Here is a 20,573-nt window from a genome sequence, read left to right as displayed (position 1 = left end):
TGGCCGAAATGCCCTGCATCGTGCTGACCACTTCCGACACCGCCGAACCGCCGCGTTCGGCCACGTCCGACGCGCTGGCCGCAAGCTGATTCGCCTGGCGCGCGTTTTCCGCGTTCTGCTTCACCGTGGACGCCAGTTCTTCCATCGACGCCGCGGTTTCTTCCAGCGACGCCGCCTGCTGCTCGGTACGGCTGGACAGATCGGTATTGCCGGCCGCGATTTCATGCGAGCCCACATTGATCTCGTCCACGCCGCGGCGCACCGTCGACACCGTGCGCGTCAGGCTTTCCTGCATGCGCTTGAGCGCCGCGAACAGCTGACCGATCTCGTTGGTGTTGCGGACGTCCACGCGGGCGGTCAGGTCGCCGCCGGCGATGCGATCGAAATGATGGCCGGCTTCCTTCAGCGGCTGCAGCACGCGGCGGCGCAGGAAGACATAGGTCGCGAACACCAGCAACGCGGCGATCAGGCCGCCCGCGCCGACAGCGATCAACACGAACTGGTAACGGACCTGCGCCACGTCATGGGCGTCCAGCATCTTGCTGGCGCGCCAGAAATCGAAGCCTTCGACGGCACGGGCAAAGCGGCCTTCCAGCGCGTCCTGCACGGTCTGCACCTGCTTCTGGTAGGCCTGCATGTCGGCCCTTTCCAGGGCGGCGACCAACGGTGTCAGACCTTGCTGCACCAGCGCGGCATAGGACGCTTCGATTTCCTTCAGCGATTCGGACGCCTCCGCGGGCTGCGGCAGCGTCTTGTAGTATTCGAATTCCGCCTGGCCCTTGTTCAAGGCCGCCTTGGCGCGCTCCAGCAAGCCGGTCGCTTCCGAAGACAGGCCTTGCGTCAACAGGGCCGCCTGGCCCACGCTGCCCACGATGTCCGCGTAGTTGGCGGTCGCCGCGCGGCCCAGGCCGTTCATGGAGTCCTTATAGCTGGACACGACGCGGCCCACCGCATCATCCAGTTCCTGCGATTGCTTGATCTCGGCCAGGGTCCCATTGCTGATGCGCAAAGACAACACGCCAAGCGCCGCCCCGATCACCAACATGAATGAGAAGAACGCCAACACCCACAACAGGCTGCTGCGTATCGTCATGTTCGCGAAAAACTTGCGCATCACAAGAACCATCCCTTGACTGCAATCGTTAAAGGAAAGCGCCACATCGGATTCAATATGGCGCCTCTACCCCGCATTCCGGCCGGTTTCCGATCAGGAAGCGGCCTTCTCCACCAGCGCCATTTCATCGCTGGTCATCATCTTTTCGATATCCACCAGGATCAGCATGCGCTCATCCACCGTGCCCAGGCCGGTCAGGTATTCGGTGGACAGCGTCGCGCCGAATTCCGGCGCCGGGCGAATCTGGCCGGCGTTCAGCATCAGCACGTCGGACACGCCATCGACCACGATGCCGACCACGCGACGGTCCAGGTTCAGGATGATCACAACGGTCTGCTCGTTGTATTCGACCCGGCTCAGGTTGAACTTGATGCGCAGATCGACGATCGGGACGATGATGCCGCGCAGGTTCGTCACGCCCTTGATGAACGAGGGAACGTTGGCGATGCGGGTCACCGTGTCGGCGTCGTAGCCGCGGATTTCCTGCACTTTCAGGATGTCGATACCGTACTCTTCATCGCCCAGCGTGAAGACGAGGAATTCGCTGCCGACATCTTCGTTGCGCGCGGATTGCGCTTGCGGTTTGGCTGCCATGATTTTTTAGTGCTCCATCAATTCAGAACGGCTTCGGGCTGCGACCAACGCTCACGGTTGGCGCGCGCAAGCGCAAATACGTCGACAATCAGCGCTACGCTGCCATCGCCCAGGATGGTGGCGGCGGAGATGCCGGGGACCTTGCGGTAGTTCGACTCAAGGTTCTTGACCACGACCTGGTGCTGTCCGATCAGGTGATCGACCAGCAACGCGAAACGGCGGTCTTCGGCCTGCATGATGACGGCGATGGCCTGCGTGGGATCCGTCTGGGCGCCCGCCACCGAAAACACGCGGTGCATTTCGACCAGCGGCAGGTATTCGCCGCGCACATGCATCACGCGCTCGTTGCCGGCCACCGAGTAGATCTGGTCGTTGGTCGGTTGCAGCGACTCGGTCACATGGTTCAGCGGCAGGATGAAGGTTTCTTCACCCACGCGCACCGACATGCCGTCCAGGATGGCCAGCGTCAGCGGCAGCACGATGCGCGTCGTGGTGCCGTTACCCGGCTCGCACGACAGCTGCACGTGGCCGCCCATGTCCTGAATATTCCGGCGCACTACGTCCATGCCGACGCCGCGGCCGGAAATGTCCGTCACCTTCTCGGCGGTGGAGAAACCCGGCGCGAAAATCAATTGCCAGATTTCGTCGTCCGGGGAATTCTCATTGACCGGCAGGCCTTGGGCCATGGCCTTCTTCAGAATCTTGTCGCGGCTCAGGCCGCCGCCATCGTCGCTGACCTCGATCACGATATTGCCGCCGTTATGCTGCGCGGACAGTACCAACTGGCCCACCGGATCCTTGCCGGCGGCAATACGCTTTTCGGGCGTCTCGATACCGTGGTCCAGGCTGTTGCGCACCAGGTGCGTCAGCGGGTCGATGATGCGCTCGATGAGGCTCTTGTCCAGTTCGGTCGCGCGACCGTAGGTCTGCAGTTCGATCTGCTTGCCCATCTTGCTGGCGATATCGCGCACCAGACGGGGGAAGCGGCTAAACACGTAGTCCATCGGCATCATGCGGATCGACATCACCGCTTCCTGCAGGTCGCGGGCGTTGCGTTCCAGCTGTTCCATACCGTTGAGCAGGCGGTCGTGCAGGACGGGGTCCAGCGTCGACGCGGTCTGCGCCAGCATGGCCTGCGTAATGACAAGTTCGCCCACCAGGTTGATGACCTGGTCGACTTTTTCCACGCCCACGCGGATCGACGTGGATTCCTTGTCGGCATGCGCGGGCGCCGCCGGACGCGAAGCGCGGGCGGCTGCTTGCGTAATGGCTTCAGCGGCGGCTGCCGATTCCGCCACGACCGGAGCCGGCGCCACGGGCGCTGCCGCCGGTGCGGGCGTTGCGACTGCGGCAGCAACGGCTGCCGCAGCAACGGCTGCCGTAGCAACGGTTGCCGTAGCGACGGCCGCCTGTTCCGCCGGCGCCGACTCGGCCGCCGGGGCCGCTTCGCGGCTGATATTCAATTGGTCGCCGTCGACGATGAAGCAGCACACGGCCTCGATGTCGTCCGGCGTGCAAGTGCTGTCCAGCCACACGGTCAGCACGCCGTCGGCGCGTTCGCTGGCCTTGACGGTGCCCAGGTTGCCCATCTCTTCCAGCAACGACGCGGCGTCCTTATCGGACACTTTGGTGATCCGCACCTTCAGGGGCAGATCGCCTGCGGCAGCGGCCGGTTGCGCCGTTGCGGGAGCCGGGGCCGGCGCGGCCGCAACCGGTGCAGGCGCAACCGGCGCAGGCACAGGCGCGGGCGCCGCAGCCGCGACAGGGGCAGCCCCGGCCGCGGCAGGATCCTTATGCTCCAGCGCCAGCTGCCTCAATACGGCGCAGATACGCTCAAACACGGCTTCATCGGGCTCTTCGGAGGCCCGATAGGCATCCAGTTGGCTTTTGAGCACGTCTTTCGTTTCCAAGAAAATATCAATCATGTCCGTGCGCAGCGCCATTTCGCCGCGACGGATTGCGTCCAGAAGGTTTTCCAGCAGGTGGGTGGTGCCCGCAAGCTGCGTGAAACAGCCGAATGTCGCCGCCCCGCCCTTGATCGAGTGGGCCGCGCGGAAGATGGCGTTGAGCTGCTCGATGTCGGGCGCGCCCACATCCAGCTCTAGCAGCAACTGCTCCATTTGCGCGAGCAGCTCATCCGCCTCGTCGAAAAAGGTCTCGTAAAACTGACTGAGGTCCAAACCAGCACTCATGACCCGTACGCCTTCATAAATGAACCTGCTTTATGCGCCGGCCTGCTCGTCGAGCAGTTCGGTCGCCAATTCCACCAGCACATCGGGGTCGACCGGCTTTGAAAGCCAGCCACAAACGCCCAGATCCCGAGCGGCCATCTTGCTATCCACGTCGTCTTCGGTGGTCAGCACCAGCACCGGCACATCCAAGTACCGGTCTTGCTCGCGCAAGCCCTGAATCAGTTGCAGCCCGCCCATGACCGGCATGTTCCAGTCGCTGACGACCAGATCCACCGGGTGGTTCTTCGCCACTTCCAGCGCTTCCTGGCCATTGCCGGCCGTCAGTACCTTCCATCCCGCGCCCGTCAGCGTCGCCTGCACGATCATTCGCATCGTCGCCGAATCGTCCGCTACCAGAATCGTTGCCGCCATTGCTATCGAACCCCTTCAGCGGGCGGCGCATTCGCCGCTTCGCCTTGTTTGGTTGCCGTCGCGGCCTGGGTGGCGGCTTGCACCGCCTCCACGGCCGTTCCCACCTCGCGGGCATCCTTCGCGCTTACGTCCGCCGCGGCGGCGTTCTCGTTTTCGATGCGTTTCTGGGTGTTCATATTGAGCACCACGAGGCTGATACGTCTATTAACGGCCGCGTATGGATCATCTTTAACCAGACTCATGCTGGAAGACAGTCCCTGGATACGCATGACCTTGCTTTCGTTCATGCCGCCGGCCACCAGCTCCTGGCGGGACGCGTTCGCGCGGTCGGCCGAAAGCTCCCAATTACTGTAGGCGCGTTCGCCCCGCGCATACTGCGAGGCGTCCGTGTGGCCCGAGATGCTGACCTTGTTAGGCAGCTCGTTCAGCACTGGCCCCAATTCCCGGAGGATGTCGCGCATGTAAGGCTGCACTTCCGCGCGGCCGGTCGCGAACATCGGACGGTTCTGGTTGTCGATGATCTGGATGCGCAGGCCTTCGGTCGTCAGGTCGATCAGCAGCTGCGGCCTGAAGCTCTTCAGGACGGGACTGCTGTCGATCACGTTCTCAAGCCGCTTCTTCAGGTTTTCCAGACGGTGCTGTTCACGGCGTTCCGCGTCGCCCATGGGCTGCGCTTCCACCCGGTTGCCCTGGGCGCGGCGCACATCGCCCTCGCTGCGCAGGGGATCTTGCCCTCCCCCCGGCACGGCGCTGGTTTCGGCCGAATTGTTGGGCCCGCCCATGATCGCCACGCGCAACGGCATGCGGAAATACTCCGCGATGCCCTTGAGTTCCTCGCGCGGCACGATGCTGATCAGCCACATCACCAGGAAAAACGCCATCATCGCCGTGATGAAGTCGGCGTAGGCAATCTTCCAGCTGCCGCCGTGGTGCCCGCCGCCCTTGACCTTCTTGCGGCGGATCACCACACGGTGGTTGTTTACCGTGCTCATGGCCCGCTCCGTCAGGCCTTGCCGGTTGCGGTCGACTTGGTTTGCCGGACGTGCTCTTCCAGCTCACCAAAGGTCGGACGCACGGACGAGAACAGCACCTTGCGGCCGAATTCCACCGCCAACTGGGGCGGATAGCCGTTCATGCTGGCCAGCAGCGTGGTCTTGATGCATTCCAGCACTTTCATGGCTTCGTCCGTGCGGCGTTCGACGCGCGAGGCCAGCGGCCCCACGAAACCGTACGCCAACAGGATGCCCAGGAAGGTGCCGACCATGGCCTTGGAGATCAGGTCGCCCAGGATCGCGGGCGGCTGGTCCACGGCGGCCAGCGCCTTGATCACGCCCAGCACCGCGGCCACGATACCGAACGCCGGCAGGCCGTCGGCCATCTGGTGCAATGCGTGCGCCGGCACTTCGCGTTCATGGCGATAGGTCTCGATTTCCTCGTCCATGAGCGTCTCGATTTCGAACGAGCTCATGTTGCCGCTGATCATGATGCGCAGGTAGTCCGTGATGAACTCCATGAGCTTCGCGTCTTTGGCGATGCGGGGATATTCGCTGAAGATCGGGCTGGAAGCCGGATCCTCGATATGCGATTCGATGGCCATCAGGCCTTCGCGACGCGCTTTGTTCAGCAACACATACAGAAGCGCCATCAGCTCCATGTACACGTCCTTGCCGTAGCGCGAGCTCTTCAGCGCATCAGGTAGCGCTTTCTTCACCAGCATCAGCGACTTTTTGCTGTTGCCGGCAAGGAACGCCCCTAGAGCCGAACCGAAGATCAGCGTCAGCTCGAAGGGCTGGTAAAGCGCGCCCAAGTGGCCGCCCAGCGCTATGAAGCTACCGACGACCGACACGATCACCACGAGAAAACCGATAACAATCAACACATCAGGCCCCTGCCAACGAAGTCTAAAACTGGCGTCAATGATCCCCTGTTCCCCCCGACCCAAAAAGGCGGGTTACGGGGAGTTTTACAGGGCTTTTGATGTATTTGGGCGCGGCTGGCGGGGCGCGGCCGACCGGATGCGGCCGGCCGGGAAGCACCCGGCCATGCGCCGGCGCTCAAGGCCGCGCGGCGTCGATCGCGGGTGCCGGACGGCTGCCGGCACGTGCCTTGGCCGCCGCGCGCGTCTTGCCGGCGCGAGGTGGCGGCCGGCAGATCGCGCACACGAAGTCCGATTGCGGATCGTGCGCGTGGGCGATGAAATGGCCGCCGCACTGGCGGCAGGCGGACAACTGGAGCATGCCGCTGTCGAAGAAGCGAACCAGCATCCACGCACGGGTGAAGCTCAGGACCGGCTCGGCGCTTTCGGCGGCATCCAGGCCGGCGTTCTCAAGGTACAGGCGGTACGCGTCGATGGTGGCGCGGATGCCCTTGCTGCTGGTGCGCGCATTCAGGAACGAATAAACGTTGTAGAACAGCGACGAATGGATGTTCGGCAACCAGGTCATGAACCAGTCAACCGAAAAAGGCAGCATGCCCTTGGGTGGCGAGCAACCGCGGATTTCGCGATACAAGCGCGCCAGACGGTCGTGACTGAGGCTGGTTTCAGCCTCCAGCACCTGCAACCGTGCTCCCAGGGTAATCATGGAGCTGGCAAGCAGGATGTCGTCCGCTTCCTGTGAAACGCTTTTGGAGGCCATTACGCGAGTCCGAGTGAGGGTTTGAACGGCCGTCAGGCCAGTTCTTCCACAGGTTGCTTGGCCAGCAAGATGGTTGCATGCGCTTGTTGCAGCGCACCACCCAAAACATCATGGGTCAGCGCCGAAAGCAGGCTGTAATCATCGAAGCGGAATCGGCACAGCAGCGAGCTGGAGCTGGCCAGCTTCACCAATTGCGCGGGCGACAGACGCATCAGGATGTCGGCAACTTCGTTGCTGAACCCCAGACGGAACATCGACGCGGCATAGTCATCACGCAACATACGTTGCGCAAGTAACAGATATGACAGATTCACTTCGCGAATGTCTGCCAGCAATGAATTTTCGACTTGTTGCACGCCCTACTCCCTATCCCTATCCCACCCACGGGGCTCGATAACCAAAAGCGCCGGCAACCCGAATTGCCTGGCGGCTTGCTGCAATCTGTTTTAATGCGAAATGTATCATTTGTTCGCAATTTAAGTAAAATTTACCACAGCTCATGTCATTTTCTATGACTTATATGACAAATCTTTGTTGATATTGCGCAACTTGATATTTTAGATACACCTTGACATAGAAATCCGAGGCGAATTTACGTCAATTTGGCAAATAAGCATTCAAAACATTGCGTACTTCACGGAATGAAATGTTGTGCAGTCCCGACAATGACACCTTGCCGATCACTTAATTGCTAGCTTTAGCGCAGCCGCGCGTTTGTCGACAATGTCGCAAATTGACAACGTCAGACAATGCGTCACGATGGACACCGCCTGACATTCCCGCAATGCCCCACGCAGATGACAGCTTGGTCGAATATGCCCCGCTAGTGCGGAAGCTGGCCCTGCAATTGCTCGCCCGGCTTCCCGCCAGCGTTGAGCTGGACGACCTGATACAGGCCGGCATGATCGGCCTGCTTGACGCCGTAAGGCGCTATCAGGAAACGGCAGACGCCCAATTCGAGACCTACGCCACGACCCGCATCCGTGGCGCGATGCTGGACGAGCTCCGCGGCCAGGACTGGCTGCCGCGCAGCGTCCGCGCCAAGGCGCGCAAGATCGAACAGGCCATCCAGCAACTGGAACAACGGCTGATGCGCGCGCCCAGCGAGGCCGAAATCGCCCACCAGCTGGAAATACCGCTCAACGAGTACCAGACGCTGCTGCACGACGCGCAAGGCGTGCAGATCGTGCATTACGAAGATTTCACGACCGAGCCGGACTCGGCCTCGGGCCAGTCGGACTGGACGGCAACGCTGAACCACGGCTCGGCAGGCGGCAATCCGCTGGACGCGTTGCTGGCGGGGGATTTCCGCCAGGCGCTGATCCACGCCATCGACACCCTGCCCGACCGCGAAAAGTTGTTGCTGTCGCTCTGTTATGAGCAGGGTCTGAACCTGAAGGAAATCGGCGCCATCATGAACGTGACCGAAGCGCGCGTGTGCCAGCTGCGCTCGCAGGCCACCGCCCGCATCCGCGCCAAGCTGAAAGACCAGGCCTGGCATGCGTTGCCCCAGGAAGGGCAGATCGCGCAGATCATCTAGGCGTCGACCACCGTCTCTATATATAGAGACCGGTATCTGGAAGACGATGATGGAAGCCGGCACGCCGGCCACGACGGGCGCCTCAGGCGCCCGCTTCTTTTTAGCCCCGGCCACCGCGCAACGCCGGCCGCGCATGCGCTCCCTGCGGATACAAGAATAAATACGACTTTCGCGAAATAGGGCTAAAGATTGATTTAGGACTGCCGTAATCCTTGCAACGGAGAGATTCCTAGACAAGAAGTCGACGAACTTTCCCGTTAACACCAGTGGGCGGCCTTGCTGCCCAGTTTGAAGAAGCCTTTCTCTCTTGGGAGCCTCACATGGCAGTCATCAATACCAATTACCTGTCGCTGGTTGCGCAGAACAACCTGAACAAGTCGCAATCGACCCTGGGCAGCGCCATTGAGCGCCTGTCGTCGGGCCTGCGCATCAACAGCGCCAAGGACGACGCCGCTGGCCAAGCCATCGCCAACCGCTTCACCGCCAACGTTAACGGTCTGACGCAAGCCGCCCGTAACGCCAACGACGGTATCTCGATCGCTCAAACGACCGAAGGCGCGTTGAACGAAGTCAACAACAACCTGCAACGTATCCGTCAACTGTCGGTTCAAGCCACCAACGGCACGAACTCGCAGACCGACCTGGATTCGATCCAGGCTGAAATCAGCCAGCGCCTGGGTGAAATCACCCGCGTGTCGGAACAGACCCAATTCAACGGCGTCAAGGTTCTGGCCAAGGACAACACGCTGACGATCCAAGTCGGCGCCAACGACAACGAAACGATCACCATCAATCTGGAAAAGATCGATGCCAAGTCGCTGGGTCTGGAAAAGCTGAGCCTGAACGGCCCGCAAGGTTCCGTGTCCGCCGCTGCCGCCAGCGATGTTGCTGCCTTCCTGAGCAACCCGAAAGCCACCGGCACCATGGCTGCGACTGCCACGGTAACCGGCGCGACCGACCTGGGCACCACGGCTCCGACCTCGGGCGGCGTGATGAAGGACAGCAAGGGCAATCTGTTCATCGAAGTCACCGCCACGGCTGGCGCTACGCGTACTGGTGTTGCTTCCGGCGACAAGACTTATGTGGCCCTCAAGTCTTCGGACCTCACGGTCAACGCCACTAACGGCAACATCACCGTTGCCAGCAAGGATGCTTCCGCCTCCGGTTTCGCTGCAACGACCAACCCGCTGGCCGGCATCGACAAGGCCCTGTCGCAAGTTGACAGCCTGCGTAGCGACCTGGGCGCGATCCAGAACCGCTTCGAATCGACTGTTGCCAACCTGAACAACACGATCAACAACCTGTCCGCCGCTCGTTCGCGCATCGAAGATGCCGACTACGCCACGGAAGTGTCGAACATGACCAAGGCTCAGATCCTGCAACAGGCTGGTACCTCGGTTCTGGCGCAAGCCAACCAAGTGCCGCAAACGGTTCTGTCGCTGCTGCGTTAATTCCAGCGGACAGGCCTTCGGTCAGGTGCGGGATAGCAGGTTTACCCCACACCTTTCCGAAACCAGAAAAACCAGCCTTCGGGCTGGTTTTTTTTATTTACCGGCGGCCACCGTATTGCCGGCACGCCAGCACACCTTGCACGGACGAAAAAAAGGAGCGGAAATATATCCGCTCCTTTTTTGCTATCCGTCTGCCCTGTCTTCAGGCCTGGCATCGCCTGCCTGGACAGGTCTCGACTACGGCAGCATCCCCAGCGACCGCACCACCGCCGCCACGGCAACGGGATTGTCGTTGATCAGGTCATGGCCGCCTGCCATGCGCTCGACGCGATGGCCCCGCGCCTGCAAGCGTTCCAGATCATCTTCGTCCAGGCAGCAGGGTACCGGCGGCATGTCGCGCGGCGGCTGCATCGGCACATCGCCGGTCAAGACCGTCACCGGCTGCACGACACCATCCAGCAACGGCCAGAAATCGCGTTCCACCACGGCGGTCGGGGTAACGCCGTAGATCTCCAACGCAAAGCTGCGCAGGTAGCGGTCATCAGGACGCGCGGAAATGACACCGCGCAGGAACTCGTGGTTATGCCATTGCTTGGCGGCGGTAAACGGCGAGTCCAGCAACACGACCTGCTTGCAACGCGTCGTGCGTCGCGCGATCTCCAGCGCGACGCTGCCGCCGAACGAGGCGCCCACAATGCCGAAATCCGCAGGCAACGCAGCGAGCAGCGCCGGCAACAGTTCATCCGCGAAACCGTTGACCGACATTTCCTGGACGGCGGAACTCGCGCCGAAGCCCGGCATGTCCGCAAATAACAAGTTCGCGTCCGGAAGATGCGGCTCAATGCCCTGCACGGTCTCGATGCTGCCCAGGGAGCCGTGCAGCACCACCCAAGTCGGGCGCCCTTCACGCCATTGGGCTGTGCGTCGCATCCGGATGATGCCCGATCGGCCGGGCAGCGCTTCGAACGGCGCGGCCACCTGCATGCGCAAGCGGTCCAGCCACTGCCTGTGCCCCTGCTCAAGGGCGTCCAGCGCTGCGGGCGTGCCCCGCGTGATATCGCGGGCATATTGCTCGATCAAATCCTTCGGCCAATCCCACCAGCGGATGCGCAACAACCGTTCGGCCACGGCCTCATCGAAGCGGCGGCGACGGAACTGCGCGGGATTGCCTGCCCAGATCTCGTAATCACCGACATCCCGCGACACCACGGCACCCGCACCGATCACCGCACCCGTTCCGATCTTGACGCCCGCCATGATCTTGGCGCCCGCGCCAATCCAGACGTCGTGTCCGATCGTCACGCCGCCGCGGGTCGTCGAGTAGTCCGTGATTTCCTGCGTGGACGCGAACAAGGTGCCGAAATGCGGCGCAGAGAACGGATAGATCGTATACGTGTCCTGCCGGTGGTAGGCGCCCAGGATGATTTCCACCTGATGGCCGATCGTGCAGAAGTTGCCAATCGATAGTCTGGCCGGTTCATGCGGCTGGTTGTGAGGAAACGTGGCGGGCACGCCATAGGAATAGTCGCCGATGCTATACAAATCAGGATCGGACAGCCCCATGGCGGTGAATACCAGATTATTCACTCCATGCTCGACCGACAGGCTCAGATGCCGGGTCGCTTGATGAGCGGGACGCACCGCCAGGATTTGCCGGCAAATGTGGGCGGCGTCCGCGTTCCGGCCTTCACCCCAGGCCCGGCCAGCCAGGGCGAAGGCGTCATCCAGGCTCATCGACTGGGCGGCCGCGGGCTTCGCCGGCTGTTTCTTGTTTGCTTTCAACGCAGTAACTCCAAGTGAATCTTCAATATGCGTCGGCCGCGCGGTATCGGATCACCGCAGCCGGATTGCCCGCAATGACGGCATATTCGGGCCATTCGCCGCGCAACACGGTGCCGGCAGCGACCACGCATCCGCGCCGCAATAGGCAGCCGTCCAGCAGCACGCAATTCGCGCCGATCCAGCAATCATCTTCGATCACGATGCCGCCCTTGCTGGGCATGAAGCGCTGCTCGATGATGGTCAGGTCGCTACGGCGATACTCGTGGTTGGTCGGCGCCAGCGTCGTGTTCGCGGCGATCAGGGTGCCGCGGCCGATGCTGACGCCGTGGCCGGAATAGATCACCACGCCGGAATTCAAATACACCTGGTCGCCGATGAGCACGTCGCCATCGCCACCGGCGAATTTGATCTTCACGAAACTGTCGATCGTCACGTGATCGCCGACAGTGACGCTATTGCCGCGCACCGATCGTTCGATGTCCGCCAAGGGGGAAATCTTGGCCAGGACGGATAGACGGTTCATGATTTGCTCTCTTTCAGATGCGCCAGGGTGTCCAACAGGAATGCGGCCATCGCCGCGTGGGCGTCCCCGCCCTCCGCGTCTTCGTGCCGCGACGCGAATTGGTATTCGGCCTGCGGCGATTCCATCGCCGCACCAAACGCGACAGGCACGTCACGGCCCAGCAATTCCGTCGCGCAAGACGCCGCCAGAAGCGCCAGGTCCCGGATCCGCCAATCGGCGCCGGCCACATGCAACACGCCCGTGCCCGGGCCGGTCAACCGCCTGGCCAGCACCCGCGCGAAATGATCCACGCTGAGATAGTTCCGCATCGCCAGGCCCTGCCCGTGCAGCACGATGCGGCCTTCGCCCACCGCTTGCCGGCAGAAGTCGAAGGGGGCAAGCGTCCAGCGGTCAAATCCCGACCACTGGGCAGGCAAGCCGAAAAGATTGGCCGGACGCAGGATATCCACCGACGCCCCCTGGGATTGCGCCGCCAGCGTGTATAGCTGCTCCGCCTGCCAATGCGTCAATCCGTAATCATTGGCCGGCGCCACCGCAGCCCCTTCGTCCAGGCGTCCGGCGGGTTGGCCGAACACGTGGAACGTCGACACATAGGCATGACGCGCAATGCCGGCGCGCCCGCAAGCGTCCAGCAGCGCCCGAGTGCCCGCCACGTTGACCACGTAGGCCAATGGCGGGGCGGCGCGGCAAGCCACTTCATGCATCGCTGCCGCATGCACGCAGGCATCCAGGCCGTGCGGCAGCGCCAGGCGCGCCACGCTGCCCGGATCAGAAAGATCCAGACGGATGTCATTCGATGGGGCTCGGCCCGCCGTGACGACCTCCATGCCATGCTCGCGCAGGCAATCGGCCACGATCCCACCCGCGTATCCGCTGGCCCCCGTGACGAGCACTCGCATCGTCATCGCGCCACCGTGTACGTAAACGGCGTGGTGAAATTCTTCAACGCCGGCAAGGCGGCGTCGCGTGGCGACATCAGCGGTTCACCCATGCCGACTTCACCTGCCCACCAGTCGATTCCGGCGCTTTCGGGATGAACGCCCGCGTCGCGCAACGGGTCATGCACCGAGGTGGTGTAGTACAGCAGCGCCGTGCCGTCGCGATGCGCGGCAAAACCATGCGCCACGCCACGAGGCACATACACCGCTTGCGGCTCGTCGCCGTCCAGCATCAGGGACAACGATCGCAGGAACGTGGGCGAACCGCGCCGCAAGTCCAGCAGGCCGTCCCGGGCGCGCCCGGACAGGCAGGTCACCAGCTTGGCGTGGTCCGAGGGCGGCGTTTGAAAGTGCATTCCGCGCAACACGCCCCGGTGCGACACCGACAGGTAAGACTCCGTGAATGCCGTTTCGAGCCCATGCGTCGCAAGCGACGGCGCGTGCAGCAGTTTGCGGAACTCGCCGCGCGCATCGGGAAAGCGCGGCAGCCTCAGCAGATAGCAGCCCGGAATCTCCAGCGCCACGGCCTCCATGTCAGATCCCGACGCCGAAGAACAGCTCGATCCGGCTGGCCGCGTAATCCAGCATTTCAGGGGTCAGCGCGGGCTGCACGCCGATCCAGAACGTGTTCTGCATGATGATTTCGGTATTCGCCAATTCGCCGGCCACGCGGTAGTGCTGCCCGACCATCGACGGCTGGCGTGTCAGGTTGCCCGCGAACAGCAGGCGCGTGCCGATCTTGTCCTGGTCCAGATAGGTCAGCAGGTCCACGCGTCGCACCTGGGCCTCAGGGCGCAGCGTGATGGGAAAGCCGAACCAGGACGGATCGGATCCCGGCGTGGCTTCCGGCAAGATCAGGAATTCCTCGCAGGAGGCCAACCGTTCCTTCAGGAAACGGAAATTGGCTTTGCGCTGGGCAACGAATTCCTCGACGCGGTCCATTTGCGCCAGCCCGCAAGCGGCCTGCATGTCCGTGATCTTCAGGTTGTAGCCGATATGCGAGTACGTGTACTTGTGGTCATAGCCTTCAGGCAGGCTGCCCAGCTTCTGACAGAAGCGCTTGCCGCAGGTATTGTCTTTGCCCGGCCCGCAGTAGCAGTCGCGGCCCCAGTCGCGGAACGACTCGGCGATCAGTTTCAAATGCGGGTCGTTCATGAAGACCGCCCCGCCCTCGCCCATCGTAATGTGGTGCGCCGGGTAGAAGCTGAGCGTGCCGATGTCGCCGAAGGTGCCGACCATGCGGCCGTTATAGGTGGAACCCAACGCGTCGCAACAGTCTTCGACCAGCCACAAGTTGTACTTTTTGCACAAGGCCGTGATCACGTCCAGGTTGTACGGGTTGCCTAGCGTGTGCGCCAGCATGATGGCCTTGGTACGGGGCGTGATCGCGGCCTCCAGCAAGCTGGCGTCCACGTTATAGGTGCCCAGCTCCACGTCCACGAACACCGGCACCGCGCCGAATTGCAGGATCGGGTTGACCGTCGTGGGGAACCCGGCGGCCACGCCGATCACTTCGTCGCCGCGGCGAATCGCCCGGTCGCCCAGCTTGGGCGAGGTCAACGTCGAAAACGCCACCAGGTTGGCTGACGACCCCGAATTAACGGTGATCAGGTGCTTGACGCCCAGATATTGGGCCAGGCGCTGTTCGAACGCGTCGTTGAAACGCCCGGTGGTCAGCCAGCCGTCCAGCGAGGCCTCGACCATGGCTTTGAGTTCGGCGGCGCCGATCAGTTTGCCCGACGGCGGCACGACGCTCTTGCCCGGCGCAAACGCCGCGCGCTCGCGCTCCTGGGCCTCGTGGTACTGGTCCACCAACTGGGCGATCTGCGCCCGGATTTCATTAGGATTCATGCTTGTTCTCAACAATCAGTGTTTTTGCCCCGGGACGACGCCTTGTCTCGGCGCCCGCCCCGCTCAGGGCATGCCGTAAGCGTCGATCTGCGCATCGCACAATGCGCGTGCGTCGCGGCTCTCATGATGGGCGCGGTACCAGCGCATGGTTTCACCGACGGACCGTTCCAGGTCCCAGCGAGACTGCACGCCCAGCACTGAACGGGTGCGCGATGTGTCCAGCGCCAGCAGGCCCGCCTCGTGCGGACCGCTGCCGGCCGTGCCATAAGCCACTTCGCCAAGGCCATAGGCGGCGCGAGCCAGTTCGACCACGTCCCTCACCGTTGCCGCCTCATGCGGTGGCGGTCCAAAATTGTAGGGGCCGGCCAGTTCGGGCCGATCCCACAATGCCTGGGCCAGACGAAGATAGCCGGCCAGCGGCTCCAGCACATGCTGCCACGGCCGGATAGATCCGGGATTGCGGATTTCCAGCGTGCCCGCGGCCTGCCACGCCCGCACTGCGTCGGGCAGCAGCCGGTCTTCCGACCAATCGCCCCCGCCGATAACGTTGCCGGCACGCGCCGTCGCGACCGCCACGCCTTGCTGCCGCAGGAATGCATCGCGGTAGCTGGCCGCAACCAGTTCCGCCGCCGCCTTGCTGGCGCTGTAGGGGTCATGTCCGCCCAGCGCATCGCTTTCGCGGTACGGGTACGTCCATTCCTCGTTGCGGTAGACCTTGTCGGTCGTGATGCACAACGCCACCCGTGCCTCGGGCAGCCCGCGCAGCGCGTCCAGCACGTGCGCGGTTCCCATCACGTTGGTGTCGAAGGTCTGCAGCGGTTCACGGTAGCTGGCGCGCACCAGCGGCTGCGCCGCCAGGTGCAATACGATCTCGGGCCGGGCCTGCCGGATCACCGCCGACAGCGCTGGCGCATCGCGGATGTCCAGGATGTGGCTGTCCGTGACGCTGGCGATCCGCGCTGCGTCAAACAGGCTGGGCCGGCCTTCTGGCGGCGCCAACGACACAGCGGTAACCTCGGCGCCCAGGCGGCGCAGCCATAGTGCCAGCCAACCGCCCTTGAACCCCGTATGTCCCGTCAGGAAGACACGTTTGCCGCGCCAGAAGCTCTCGGAATCGGCACTCACCAAACCCTCCAGGGCGCCTTGTTCGTTTCCCACAGCGATTCCAACATGCGCTTTTCGCGCAACGTATCCATCGGCTGCCAAAAGCCCATATGGCGGAACGCCATCAGATCGCCCTTGCGGGCCAGGGTTTCCAGCGGCTCCATCTCCCAGGAGATATGATCGCCTTCAATCAGGGGCAGCACCTCGGGCGACAGCACGAAGAAGCCGCCGTTGATCAGGCCGCCGTCGCCGCGCGGTTTCTCGGTGAAGCCCGCCACCAGGTCATCTTCCATCTTCAGCGCACCGTAGCGCCCGGGGGGTTGCACCGCGGTTACGGTCGCGGCGCGGCCGTGCTTGCGATGGAAGGCGATCAACGCGGAAATGTCCACGTCCGCCACGCCGTCGCCGTAGGTGAAGCAGAACGCCTCTTCATCCTTGACGTAATCGGCAACCCGTTTCAGGCGGCCGCCGGTCATCGTGTCGTCGCCCGTGTCCACCAGCGTGACGCGCCACGGTTCGGCGTGACGCTGATGCACTTCCATCTGGTTGTTCGCCATGTCGAACGTCACGTCCGACATGTGCAGGAAGTAGTTGGCGAAATACTCCTTGATGACGTAGCCCTTGTAGCCGCAGCAGATCACGAAATCGTTCACGCCGTGCGCGGAGTACATCTTCATGATGTGCCACAGGATCGGCTTGCCGCCGATCTCCACCATGGGCTTGGGCTTGACATGCGTTTCTTCGGAAATGCGCGTGCCAAGGCCACCCGCAAGAATGATTGCCTTCATGCTTGTTTCTCACACCATTGTTGGAACATGGCGCGGAAGGCCGTTTCGACCTTGCGCGCGAATGCGGGTTCGTCCATCAGGCTGCTTGCGCGCATTTCTTCGCGCAGGCCTTCTCGGATACGCGCCAGGGCCGGAATATCGCTGGCCATCGCGACGACCTTTTCGACGTATTCGGCCTCGGTCGACGCGGCCCATTCGGGGCGGCCCAGCCCGGTCAAGGTGGACGCACCGATGCGGCCGACACCCACGCCGCGGGCCAGCGTAATGAAGGGAACGCCCATGTACAGGCTTTCGAACAACGTCGTGCCCGAGTTGTGCGGGAAGCAGTCCAGCGTGATGTCGGCGTTGCGCAGCACGTCCCAGGGAGGCGTGTGAAAACCCACTTCCAACTGCTTGGCGTCCACGCCATGCAGGGCGAAGCGCTGCACCAGGTCTTCGCGCAGTCCGGCGGAGAAATAGCTCCGGCTGTCCACAACGAGCTTCGCGGTAGGCAAGCGGCGCAATATCTCGGCCCATACACGCAATACGTGATCATTCAGGCGAATGGCCCGCGACAACGTGACCAACCGCACATGTCCATTTTGCAGGGCCGGCAGCGGACTGACGTCGCCCATATCCGACTTGGGTCGATATGCAAAATTACTTCCGTCCAAGCGCCATGGCTGTTCGGCGAACAGATGGTCCGTACCCGCCGGCGCCATGTCCGCATCGCTCAGGATGTAGTCGATCGCCTTCAGGCCAGTCGTGCAACCGAACCCCAGCCACGTCACTTGGACAGGAGCGGGCTTGCGGATGAAGACGCCCAAGCGGTTGTTGCCCGTGTGCCCGGCCAGATCGATCAGGATGTCGATCTTGTCAGCCCGGATGCGGCGCGTCAGAACGTCATCGGACATGCCGTTAATGCGCGTCCAATGATCGGCATAGCCCTTGAAGATCTCGGTCACATCATCTTCGGCTTCCAAATACGCGTAAGCATGAACTTCAAACGCCGTCTTATCGTGGTGCGCCATCAAGGGCTCCAGGAAAAGCGGTACCGGGTGATGGCGGAAGTCGGGCGACACATAACCGATTCGAAGCTTACGATCCGGATTCCGGTCATTGCGATGCGGCAACCAGTGCTTGCGCATGGGTTCGCCGAAGATCTTGTCGTACTCTCTGTAGACCTCGAATATCTGCTCGGCACTGCGATCCGGGAAGTAGTTCTGCGCGAAAAAGCGGCTTCCCCAGACTTGGGGATCATTCGGCATGCGTTCGAGGACTTTCCGGTATTGACGTTCAGCACCTTCGAAGTCGCCCATGTCGGCCAGGACCACGCCATAGTTTGAGACCGAATCCAATGCTTCGGGGTCAAGTTCGATGGCACGTTGATAGTAGTAAGCCGATTCGTAGAAGCGAGAGGTCCGGTGATAGGCACTGCCCAGCACATTGTGGGCGGATGCATAATTGGGGCTTAAAGCCAACGCGCGCAAGCACGACACTTCGGCATCTTCCAGCCTGTCCGCTGGCAGCAGCGTCAACGCCAGCAGCGCAAAGCGGTGCGCCTGGCTCGAATCAAGCCGCGTCGCCTCCAGCAGAGCCATCAACGATCCCTCAAGGTCGCCTTTGTCTCTCAACATGGCGCCCAATGCGTCCCAAGCCACATCGCAGCGCGGCGCCTGCTTGATCAAGCGCCGGATGCGTGTTTCCACGTCGGCATTGGGCTTTCCGCCATAAGCCAGCGCGCGTAGCTCTGTGGCCTCCTTTTGCTGAACCGGCGTCACACCACGAAGCTGGCGTGGTTCAGGCCGCTTGCGAATGTCACAACGCGCCAGGGCCTGGACATAAGGAGCCCACAAATGCACTTCACCTTGTCCAGCCACCAATCCCTCATGCAGGTAATCACGCCACCGCGAAGACCCTAGCAGCAGCACACCCTGCAGCTTCAACCGGCGCAACCGGGCCGACAATGCCACGCCGTTGCGCGCGGGCTCGACATTGGCGCTGGCTTGAAAAATGTCATCCGCCGTCTTTAGCGTGCCCTCCGCCTCAGCGGGGGGGGCTCGCAATTGGTCCAACGGCAACTGCAGGCTCAAATGGGTCAGCAAGCTGTGGTCGTCATCCACCAACACGACCGCTTCGTGCCACAGATTAAACAGGGGTATCGACGACCCATGCTCCCGCGCCGCCAGAGTAGCCAGCAATGGGGGCGCCACGCCGATCACGTTGTCGGCCACACAGTCGTAAAAGACCGGATCGAGCGCGTAGCGTCCCAATCCTTGATGAAGCAGGTACAAAAGCGCCGCTTGAGTCGCTTCCAACGCGGTCTTGCCTTCAGGCGTGATCGACGCATCCTGCACCAATTCCACAAGGCGTGTCGCCGACACGGACTCCGGCCAAGCGGCGCCCAGCGCGTCGGCGATGTGCTGAATCACCCTGTCCTCGGTGCTAAAGACATGGCCGGGGAATGTCTCGAAATAAATATTGGCGGCGTCCCGCAAGGCGAATGCGCAGCGCCGGAACCGCCCTGCCCAGCGCAGTTCCATCAAACGCGACGCTTCCGCCTGAGGCAATAACTGCTCCTGGCGTTCCTGATGCACCAGCAAGCTGCGGCGATGCTGCCGGCCGGCCGAAAAGTCCAGGTTCTGCTGCCGCAACGCGCGCGGTTTGCCCAGGCCCAGCAGTCCATGCGCCAGGGCGACATTGCCCCCGTAGGTATCCGCCATCTCGATCTGCGGCTGGGCGTCGCCCGCGCACACCATGGCATAAGCCGCCGCCTGTTCGGAAAACTCCACGAAATAGTAGGGCTGGCGCGTCACGCCGAACAGGCCCGCATCCAGATCCGCCTTGCTTTGCTCGGCGGCCTGGTTGAACGCGGCCGCCATCGGGTTATCCGGCGAGATCCCGTTCGTGAACAACGTCAGCGCGGTGCGCGCGGCGTCCCGCTGGTCTTCGACCGTCTCGGCGCCATGGCTATAGAGCATCATCGCGTCGCGCACGGCCTCGGCGGCGCGAGCCCCGGGATAAGTATCGTAATTGACGTAGGCAATGCCCTCGAAAGCCAGGTTCAAGCGGCAGATGCGAAGAATCTCGGCGGCTTGGTCCCGGTCCAGCAGACTGAATACGTCGTGCGCGATGATGTAGTCGAATTCGCCCAGTTCCGGGGTCACCGCCGCGTAGTCGGCCGCGATGAATTCAGCGTTCGCCAACCCGAGGATCTCCGCATGCTGGCGCGCGACCTCAATCTGGGTAGAATCGGGGTCGATCCCCAATATTTTGGCGCGCGGATAGGCTGCGGCGAACGGGAAGGCATTGGCTCCCGCCCGGCAGCCCAGCAGCAGTACACGCGCCTCGTCCAGCGGCACGCTGGTCAGGCCATAAAGATGTGCCGTGGCGCGCAGGTGGCCCGGCGAACTCAGGAAGTTGATGGCGTGATCGGCCAAAGCGGGAGAAGCCGCGACGTCGCGGCCTCCATCGGGTAGGGACTCAGGCGCGTTCAAAAGAAACTCCGCATCGGGCATGTACCAGTGGCAAGTGTGGGCCAGAATATCAGCGCCGATGCCAGCGGAATCGGGCGAAAAGCGCCGGTTTTTACCGGCTCTTGCACCCTATTCACGCACGCGGGAATCCAGGGGACCGTTGAAGACAATTTTGAAGCCGGCTTTTTGCCGCC

General features: G+C 62.5%; 18 protein-coding genes. 2 read left to right on the top strand and 16 right to left on the bottom strand.

Annotation, left to right across the window (positions count from 1 at the left end; translation table 11 throughout):
• The 8 genes from CQ050_RS26730 to flhD all read right to left on the bottom strand — a co-directional run.
• Positions 1 to 1,114: Tar ligand binding domain-containing protein (locus CQ050_RS26730; protein ID WP_105559867.1), on the bottom strand; the 1,114-nt coding region annotated here is incomplete at its 3' end.
• 93 nt (positions 1,115 to 1,207) lie between these two features.
• Entirely contained in the window at positions 1,208 to 1,708 is a 501-nt protein-coding gene (cheW, locus tag CQ050_RS26725; RefSeq protein WP_105559861.1) for a chemotaxis protein CheW, read from the bottom strand.
• A gap of 17 nt (positions 1,709 to 1,725) precedes the next feature.
• Positions 1,726 to 3,900, bottom strand: coding sequence for a chemotaxis protein CheA (gene cheA / locus CQ050_RS26720; protein WP_105559860.1), 2,175 nt, complete (start codon positions 3,898 to 3,900; stop codon positions 1,726 to 1,728).
• A 30-nt stretch (positions 3,901 to 3,930) separates the two neighbouring features.
• A complete protein-coding gene (locus CQ050_RS26715) occupies positions 3,931 to 4,311 on the bottom strand; it encodes a response regulator (protein ID WP_105559859.1) in 381 nt (126 codons plus the stop codon).
• Positions 4,312 to 4,313: 2 nt separating this feature from the next.
• The gene (gene motB / locus CQ050_RS26710; RefSeq protein ID WP_105559858.1) at positions 4,314 to 5,303 is read right to left on the bottom strand and encodes a flagellar motor protein MotB; all 990 of its coding nucleotides are present in this window, start codon (positions 5,301 to 5,303) and stop codon (positions 4,314 to 4,316) included.
• An 11-nt stretch (positions 5,304 to 5,314) separates the two neighbouring features.
• Positions 5,315 to 6,190 (bottom strand): flagellar motor stator protein MotA, encoded by an 876-nt coding sequence (motA, locus tag CQ050_RS26705; RefSeq protein WP_105559857.1) that lies wholly within the window; start codon positions 6,188 to 6,190, stop codon positions 5,315 to 5,317.
• A gap of 175 nt (positions 6,191 to 6,365) precedes the next feature.
• Entirely contained in the window at positions 6,366 to 6,947 is a 582-nt protein-coding gene (gene flhC, locus CQ050_RS26700; protein WP_105559856.1) for a flagellar transcriptional regulator FlhC, read from the bottom strand.
• 32 nt (positions 6,948 to 6,979) lie between these two features.
• Positions 6,980 to 7,303 (bottom strand): flagellar transcriptional regulator FlhD, encoded by a 324-nt coding sequence (gene flhD / locus CQ050_RS26695; protein WP_006219025.1) that lies wholly within the window; start codon positions 7,301 to 7,303, stop codon positions 6,980 to 6,982.
• Positions 7,304 to 7,731: 428 nt separating this feature from the next.
• Between flhD and CQ050_RS26690 the strand changes: the two genes are divergently transcribed.
• Together CQ050_RS26690 and CQ050_RS26685 are read left to right on the top strand one after the other, a co-directional pair.
• Positions 7,732 to 8,487: an RNA polymerase sigma factor FliA gene (locus CQ050_RS26690; protein WP_105559855.1), complete on the top strand. Its 756-nt coding sequence runs from the start codon at positions 7,732 to 7,734 to the stop codon at positions 8,485 to 8,487.
• A 320-nt stretch (positions 8,488 to 8,807) separates the two neighbouring features.
• Positions 8,808 to 9,938: a FliC/FljB family flagellin gene (locus CQ050_RS26685; RefSeq protein ID WP_105559854.1), complete on the top strand. Its 1,131-nt coding sequence runs from the start codon at positions 8,808 to 8,810 to the stop codon at positions 9,936 to 9,938.
• A 237-nt stretch (positions 9,939 to 10,175) separates the two neighbouring features.
• Here the strand turns inward: CQ050_RS26685 and CQ050_RS31285 are convergent, their stop codons facing one another.
• The 8 genes from CQ050_RS31285 to CQ050_RS26645 all read right to left on the bottom strand — a co-directional run bounded on the left by CQ050_RS31285 (position 10,176) and on the right by CQ050_RS26645 (position 20,400).
• Positions 10,176 to 11,720 carry an alpha/beta fold hydrolase gene (locus tag CQ050_RS31285; protein ID WP_105559853.1) on the bottom strand — a complete coding sequence of 515 codons (1,545 nt, stop codon included), beginning with the start codon at positions 11,718 to 11,720 and terminating at the stop codon, positions 10,176 to 10,178.
• A gap of 22 nt (positions 11,721 to 11,742) precedes the next feature.
• Positions 11,743 to 12,243: a DapH/DapD/GlmU-related protein gene (locus CQ050_RS26675; RefSeq protein ID WP_105559852.1), complete on the bottom strand. Its 501-nt coding sequence runs from the start codon at positions 12,241 to 12,243 to the stop codon at positions 11,743 to 11,745.
• Positions 12,240 to 13,142, bottom strand: coding sequence for an NAD(P)-dependent oxidoreductase (locus CQ050_RS26670; RefSeq protein ID WP_158266084.1), 903 nt, complete (start codon positions 13,140 to 13,142; stop codon positions 12,240 to 12,242). Before CQ050_RS26670 ends, CQ050_RS26675 begins: the two co-directional genes overlap by 4 nt.
• Positions 13,143 to 13,144: 2 nt before the next feature.
• Complete coding sequence (locus CQ050_RS26665; RefSeq protein ID WP_105559850.1) at positions 13,145 to 13,714, bottom strand: dTDP-4-dehydrorhamnose 3,5-epimerase family protein; 570 nt, start codon at positions 13,712 to 13,714, stop codon at positions 13,145 to 13,147.
• A gap of 1 nt (position 13,715) precedes the next feature.
• Complete coding sequence (gene rfbH, locus CQ050_RS26660; RefSeq protein WP_105559849.1) at positions 13,716 to 15,032, bottom strand: lipopolysaccharide biosynthesis protein RfbH; 1,317 nt, start codon at positions 15,030 to 15,032, stop codon at positions 13,716 to 13,718.
• A gap of 63 nt (positions 15,033 to 15,095) precedes the next feature.
• A complete protein-coding gene (rfbG, locus tag CQ050_RS26655) occupies positions 15,096 to 16,157 on the bottom strand; it encodes a CDP-glucose 4,6-dehydratase (RefSeq protein WP_233214315.1) in 1,062 nt (353 codons plus the stop codon).
• On the bottom strand, positions 16,154 to 16,924 hold the full coding sequence (gene rfbF / locus CQ050_RS26650) for a glucose-1-phosphate cytidylyltransferase (RefSeq protein WP_105559848.1): 771 nt from the start codon (positions 16,922 to 16,924) through the stop codon (positions 16,154 to 16,156). The genes rfbG and rfbF overlap by 4 nt, the downstream gene beginning before the upstream one ends.
• Positions 16,921 to 20,400, bottom strand: coding sequence for a methyltransferase domain-containing protein (locus CQ050_RS26645; protein WP_158266083.1), 3,480 nt, complete (start codon positions 20,398 to 20,400; stop codon positions 16,921 to 16,923). The genes rfbF and CQ050_RS26645 overlap by 4 nt, the downstream gene beginning before the upstream one ends.
• Between the last annotated feature and the right edge of the window lie 173 nt (positions 20,401 to 20,573).

The sequence above is a fragment of the Achromobacter sp. MYb9 genome (assembly GCF_002975275.1).
Classification (GTDB): domain Bacteria; phylum Pseudomonadota; class Gammaproteobacteria; order Burkholderiales; family Burkholderiaceae_B; genus Achromobacter.
This window is presented reverse-complemented; position numbering and strand designations above follow the sequence as displayed.

Coding starts and splice junctions, on each gene's coding strand:
- cheW (WP_105559861.1), bottom strand. CDS start 1,708: ATGGCAGCCAAACCGCAAGCGCAATCCGCGCGCAACGAAGATGTCGGC.
- cheA (WP_105559860.1), bottom strand. CDS start 3,900: ATGAGTGCTGGTTTGGACCTCAGTCAGTTTTACGAGACCTTTTTCGAC.
- CQ050_RS26715 (WP_105559859.1), bottom strand. CDS start 4,311: ATGGCGGCAACGATTCTGGTAGCGGACGATTCGGCGACGATGCGAATG.
- motB (WP_105559858.1), bottom strand. CDS start 5,303: ATGAGCACGGTAAACAACCACCGTGTGGTGATCCGCCGCAAGAAGGTC.
- flhC (WP_105559856.1), bottom strand. CDS start 6,947: ATGGCCTCCAAAAGCGTTTCACAGGAAGCGGACGACATCCTGCTTGCC.
- CQ050_RS26690 (WP_105559855.1), top strand. CDS start 7,732: ATGCCCCACGCAGATGACAGCTTGGTCGAATATGCCCCGCTAGTGCGG.
- CQ050_RS26685 (WP_105559854.1), top strand. CDS start 8,808: ATGGCAGTCATCAATACCAATTACCTGTCGCTGGTTGCGCAGAACAAC.
- CQ050_RS26675 (WP_105559852.1), bottom strand. CDS start 12,243: ATGAACCGTCTATCCGTCCTGGCCAAGATTTCCCCCTTGGCGGACATC.
- CQ050_RS26670 (WP_158266084.1), bottom strand. CDS start 13,142: ATGCGAGTGCTCGTCACGGGGGCCAGCGGATACGCGGGTGGGATCGTG.
- CQ050_RS26665 (WP_105559850.1), bottom strand. CDS start 13,714: ATGGAGGCCGTGGCGCTGGAGATTCCGGGCTGCTATCTGCTGAGGCTG.
- rfbH (WP_105559849.1), bottom strand. CDS start 15,032: ATGAATCCTAATGAAATCCGGGCGCAGATCGCCCAGTTGGTGGACCAG.
- rfbF (WP_105559848.1), bottom strand. CDS start 16,924: ATGAAGGCAATCATTCTTGCGGGTGGCCTTGGCACGCGCATTTCCGAA.